The sequence below is a fragment of the Brachyspira catarrhinii genome, from assembly GCF_005518285.1.
GTDB classification, from domain to species: Bacteria; Spirochaetota; Brachyspiria; order Brachyspirales; family Brachyspiraceae; genus Brachyspira; species Brachyspira catarrhinii.
The window spans coordinates 1-6090 of the sequence record NZ_SJDU01000123.1; the positions used below are offsets into that span (position 1 = coordinate 1).

General features: G+C 36.7%; 3 protein-coding genes. All 3 read left to right on the forward strand.

Annotation, left to right across the window (positions count from 1 at the left end):
* The coding region (locus EZH24_RS05980; RefSeq protein WP_272897876.1) for an alpha-2-macroglobulin family protein at positions 1 to 3551 on the forward strand (3551 nt) is incomplete at its 5' end.
* On the forward strand, positions 3548 to 3904 hold the full coding sequence (locus EZH24_RS14915) for a hypothetical protein (RefSeq protein ID WP_201798570.1): 357 nt from the start codon (positions 3548 to 3550) through the stop codon (positions 3902 to 3904). The genes EZH24_RS05980 and EZH24_RS14915, both read left to right, overlap by 4 nt.
* On the forward strand, positions 3904 to 6090 hold a 2187-nt coding region (locus EZH24_RS05985; RefSeq protein ID WP_201798571.1), incomplete at its 3' end, for a hypothetical protein. The genes EZH24_RS14915 and EZH24_RS05985, both read left to right, overlap by 1 nt.

The window sequence follows — 6090 nt, forward strand, 5'->3', positions numbered from 1 at the left end:
TGTCGGGCTGGTATTTATTCGGCGAACCTATGATTTCAAATACGGTAGATTATAATATTTCAATGAGAGAGACTTTCTTTATTCCTCCAAATAATGCGGGATTCAGATTTACAAAATTAAGCTGGTTTGAAGACGATTATTATACAGATTATTATTCCACTTTGGCTACGGGAACGGGAGCTTTGGACGGCAACGGAGAATATAGTTATAATCCTAAAATTGACGCAAGCCGTTCTATTCATTCTGCAAATGTTATGATAGAATCAACGATTTTGGGAGAGGATTCGCAAAAAGTAAGCGCAAGTAAAAATGTTTTGGTTCATGGAAGCGATTTTTATATAGGAATAAAGAGACAGGGATATTTTCTTGAAACGGGAAAAGAAACGAGGCTCGATTTTATAGCGGTAGACCCCGAAGGAAATAAACTTAATAGAAAAAGAATCGAAGTTCAGATTATAAGAAGGCATTGGGAATCGGTAAGAAAGGCGATAACGGGCGGACGTTTTCAATGGGAATCGCAGCAAATTGACGATATTATCGAAACGAAAACTATTACAACGAGAGCCGATAATTCCGTTCCATATACTTTTACTCCGAGAAATTCTGGATTATATATTGTGACGGCGAGGGCGAAAGATTCGGCAAACAGAGAAGTCGCGGCGGACGAATATATGTATGTTATAGGAAGCGATTATGCGGCTTGGGCGATGTTCGATGACGATTTGCTCGAGCTTATAACCGAAAAAGAGGAATATGTCCCGGGCGAAACGGCTCGTATAATGGTAAAATCTCCTTATGAAAATGCTACAGCTTTAGTAACGGTTGAAAGAGAATTTGTAATCGACAGTTATGTCACAAATTTGGAAGGAAGCGCGTCTTTGATAGAAGTTCCGATTAAAAAAGAATATTTGCCAAATGTTTATATCGGAGTTTCTTTAGTCAAAGGCAGAGTGGAGGACGAATCCTATACGAATTACGCGACTGACGAGGGAAAACCTTCATTTAAAATAGGTTATGCTGGAATTTCGGTATCTCCGAGAGAAAAAGAGCTTAATGTAAAAATAACAAAATCGCATGAAACGGCAGAACCGAGAGAAGAGATGACGATTGATTTGTATGCGGAAACTAAAGAAGGGCAGGCTATGGAAACGGAAATTATGTTGAGCGTAGTCGATTTGGGAGTTTTGAATTTAATCGGATATAGAACTCCGAATTGGTTTAACACTTTCTACGGACCGCGTCCTTTGAGCGTTGCAAGCGCGGACACGAGAATACATTTGATAGGGCAGAGAAATTACGGAGAAAAAGGCGATATGCCAGGAGGGGACGGAATTCTTGAATCTGCCAATATGCTCGCAAAAGCGGCTGCGGATATGGGAATGGATATATTCAGCATAAGAAAGAATTTTTTAAGCACGGCTTTTTATCAAGGAAGAGTAAAGACGGATGCAAGCGGAAAAGCTACAATTACTTTCAATTTGCCCGACAATATCACATCTTTTAGAATAATGGCTTCGGCTATAAATAAAGACGGATATTTTGGAGCTTCGGACGATGTGATTGTGGTAAAAAAGAATTTGATGCTCATGCCTACTTTACCAGAATTCGCTTATGTGGAAGACAGATTCAAAGCGGGAAGTTTGATTTATAATTATTCCAACGAAGATTTGGAAATTGAAATTCAAGCGGTTGGCTCGAATGTAAATATAGAAAACGCTATTCAAAAAATAAATGTCCCTAAAGGAGGAAACGCCGATATAAGATTCGATATAATAGCTACAAATAGAGGCGAGGCTAAAATTACGATTCTTGCTAAAGGCGGAGAATATACGGACGCGGTAGAAAAAACTTTTGATGTAAATGTTCCTATGACAACGGAATCTGTAGCTATGTTTTCGAGTATGACTAACGACAGCTTGAATATCGGAATGAGAATTCCTAACGAGTCGGAAGTTTATTCGGGAGCGGGAGAGCTTGATGTTTATATGTCTCCGAGCGCGTTCAGCGAGTTAAACGGAAGTTTGGATTATTTGATTAATTATCCTTATCTTTGTTTGGAACAGCAACTTTCGAGAATCTATCCAATAATCGTAAGCAAGAGATTAATTGTCGACATGAAACTTACCGACAGAACGGAAGAAGATTTGGATAATTCGGTTAAAGATTTCTTAAAAAATATGCCTTCCTATCAAACTGCGGACGGAGGGTTTGCATATTGGACGAGCAAAACTTGGGTATCTCCATGGCTTACCGCTTATGCAACGGAAACTATGATAAAGGCTAAAAAAGAAGGTTATGAAATAGACGAAAAATCTTTAAGTTTGGCTTTGGAATATCTTAATCATTATGCGAAAAGCAAAAAAGCGGAAAAACCGAGTTTCTGGGAAGACGAATATATAGATTTGTCTTCGATTGCCTATATTTCATCGGTTCTTGCGGAAGGCGAATACGATTCGAGCGAGGTTAGAGCGATAATAGACAGATTATATCCTCAAATAAATAATATTCCGTTTTACGGGCAGGTTCAATTGATGCGGGCAATGTATTATAACAAATACGGAAATGTGGCGCTTAATAGAGTTCGTCAGTATGTATTAAACGCTTTGAAAGAAGATTCCACAACCGCTCATTACGAATTGGAAGAAAAATATTCTAATTTGTATTGGATTCATTCTTCGGCTGTTAGAGACACTTCTGTCGCTTTGGGAGGATTAATAGAAATTGGATACGATAATCCTATAAACGAAAAAGTCGTTCGCTGGTTAATTCAGACGAGAAAAAACGGAAGATATTTGAATACGCAGGATAATGTCGCCACTTTTTCTTCAATGAATTTATATTTCAAAAAATACGAAAATGTTAATCCTAATTTCAGAGCGGAGTTCATATTTCAAAGCAAAACTTTACTATCGGAAACTTTTTCGGATAGGACTAATCCAAGCGTGACGAAATCTTACGCTCTCGAAGAATTCCAAAGAGAGAGATTCAGCAACGCTAACTCCAAATACGAAAACGCGATTATAAGAAGAAACGGAGACGGCAGACTTTATTACGGAATCAGATTAAAATACGCTCCGAGAGATTTAGCCGTTAATAGAGACGCGGGAATAAAAGTGGAAAGATATTACGAAACGAAAGACGGAAGAAGACTCGATTTGACGAAAGACAGATTCAAACAAGGCGAGGAATATGTCGTTATCGTAAAAATTACCGCGCCTTACGAGAGGCGATTTGTCGTAGCGGATGTTCCTATAGCTAGCGGAATGAGAATATTAAATTCAAGTTTTGCAACCGAAAGTAGCGAGACAAAAGATATAACGGGAAATTATAGCTACAGATGGTGGGGCGGATTCAATCATACGGAAAATTATAACGATAAAGTTTTGCTATTTGCCGACATATTCGATAGAGGCGAGCATGTTTATAAATATGTCGTTAGGGCGGCGACTCCGGGCGAATATTTGCTTCCCGCAACCAAAGCGGAAGAGATGTATAACCCCGATGTGTTTGGTTATGACGGACAGCATAAGATTATTATAGAGGCTAAATGATGAGTTATGATTTAGAATTAAGAGAAGAAGAATTAAAAAACAAGATTGCGGAAGATTATTTTAAGAATTTCGATTCTACGCAAATAATAGAACAAATCGATTTTTGTATCGCAAGAAAAATACAAACTTCGCAGCATTTAGATAAACAGAAAACTTTTGACGATAAAGAATTCGAGGCGGAATATTATTTATGGGCGGAAGCGAAGAAAGGAAAAAATCATAATATTTACGAATCTTTTATTCAACTTATTCTCACAATCGGAAAGAGCAGAATTTTCGACAAACATTTGCCTCCAGCTTTTTTGGGAGCTTTCGATGCTCAAAAAATAGCATTCTTGCCATATTCAAAATAATGGATGTTTTCTCTCAAAGCGATTTTAATTGGAATGTGACGCCTTCAAATCATAATACTAAGGAGTTTAAACAACTTCATCAGTTAGTAAAAGAAACTTTGGAAGAAGAAAGTTTTATTTATAAATTCGGTTCGGACGATAAAGAGATTAAAGATTTCATTTCAAATAATTTTGGCAAGTCGGATGGCAATTTGTCGAAAGTTCAAATCGATAAAAATAATTTCGTAAATATTTATTCAAAATGGCTTTATTCGGTAAAGAATTCCATTTCTGTCGATTGGGAGAAGGCGAAGCGAAGCGGGATAATTGACGCCGATTTTTATTTGGCTGATTTATTGAGCGAAAACAATTTGACTTTGATTAAAAAACTTTTCGTTATTTTAAAAAGCGACCATTACGAACTTGAAAGAAATATTGATAAAATGGGATTTCTGATAAGCAAGACGGCTCATTTTTACGATAAACAGAAGGCTCATAAAGAGTTTTGGAAAAGATATCAGCGTCCTCCGAAGTCGGAATATTGGGATTATATAATCAATAGGCGAGATTTACTCGTTCCTCCAGATATACGCTCCAGAAAAGGTTCGTTTTTTACCCCACAGATTTGGGCGGAGAAGTCGCGGGAATATTTGGAATCGGTTTTGGGTAAGGATTGGCAGGAGGAATATCATATTTGGGATTTAGCCGCTGGGACTGGTAATTTGCTTGCGGGACTAACGAATATGAATAATATTTGGGCATCGACAATCGACCAAGCGGATGTGGATATAATGCTTGCGCGATTGAGGAGCGGAGCGGGAATGTTTAGAAATCATATATTTAAGTTTGATTTTTTGAACGATGACTTTTCTAAGTTGCCGAAAGGATTGAAGAAGGTAATTGACGAGAAGCCAGAGAAACTTATTATTTATATAAATCCTCCTTACGCGGAAGCTGGAGACCAAAAACAAGCTACGGGAACTGGAAAAAATAAAACGAAAGTCGCCACATTAGGCAAAGTTTACGAAAAATATAGCGTTGAATTAAATTTAGGACTTTCTATAAGAGAAATTTTTACGCAATTTTTTATTAGGATTTATAAAGAAATTCCAAATTGTATTTTAGCTTCGTTTTCGACTTTAAAGTATGTCAATTCGAGCGGTTTTATAAATTTTAGAGAAGAATTTAAAGCGAAATTTTTAAAAGGTTTTATAGTTCCAGCAAACACTTTTGATAATGTTCGAGGTAATTTTCCAATCGGATTTTTAATTTGGGATACTTCTAAAAAGCAAAAAATAAAAAGCGTTAATGTGGATGTTTTTAATGAAAAAATAGAATTCTTGGGTAAAAAATCATTTTCTTCAAATACCGCTAATAAACAGAAATTAACTATAACTCAATGGATTACAAGCTACGAACCGAAAGGAGAAATTCTTGGATATACGGGCAATAACGGACCCGATTATCAAAATAATAAATTCTTAAAAATTTCAAGTATTCAAACTAAAGTGGCAAGCGGAAATTTAAATAACGCGACAAAATATAAAATAACCGCTACAAATTTAATTCAGATTTCTATTTATCTATCCGTTCGATTATGTATTGATACCACTTGGATAAATAATAGAGACCAATTTTTATATCCTACGCCAAAATGGGAAACGGATAAAGAATTTCAAAACGACTGTTTGGCTTTTACTTTATTTCATGGACAAAATCGTATTACCGCAGGGCAACATGCCCGCAGAAGCGAAGCTGGAGTCAATCATTGGATACCGTTTAGCGAGGCAGAAGTTGGAGCGGCGGAAAGTTTTGATTCGCATTTTATGAAGGAATTTATAGACGGTAAAATAAATCCAAAAGATACGCAAAGGCTTTGCCAACGGTATGCGGAAGCGGAAGCCTCCTTGTTATCGGAAAATGCATCGTTCATTCCTACGCCAACGGCGGGCAGAAGCCTAAAACCGCTTAAATTTTCAAAAGAGGCGAAAGATGTTTTTGAAGCTGGCAAAAAGTTATGGAGACATTATCATCAAACGGGAAGTTATATAAATGTCAATGCATCGTATTATGACATTAGAAAATATTTTCAAGGAACGGACGCAAACGGAAGAATGAATAATAAAAGCATTGACGAAGAATATAATAAACTTATAAAAGATTTGAGAGATAAGATGGATATTTTGGCAAAGAAGATTGAGCCGAAG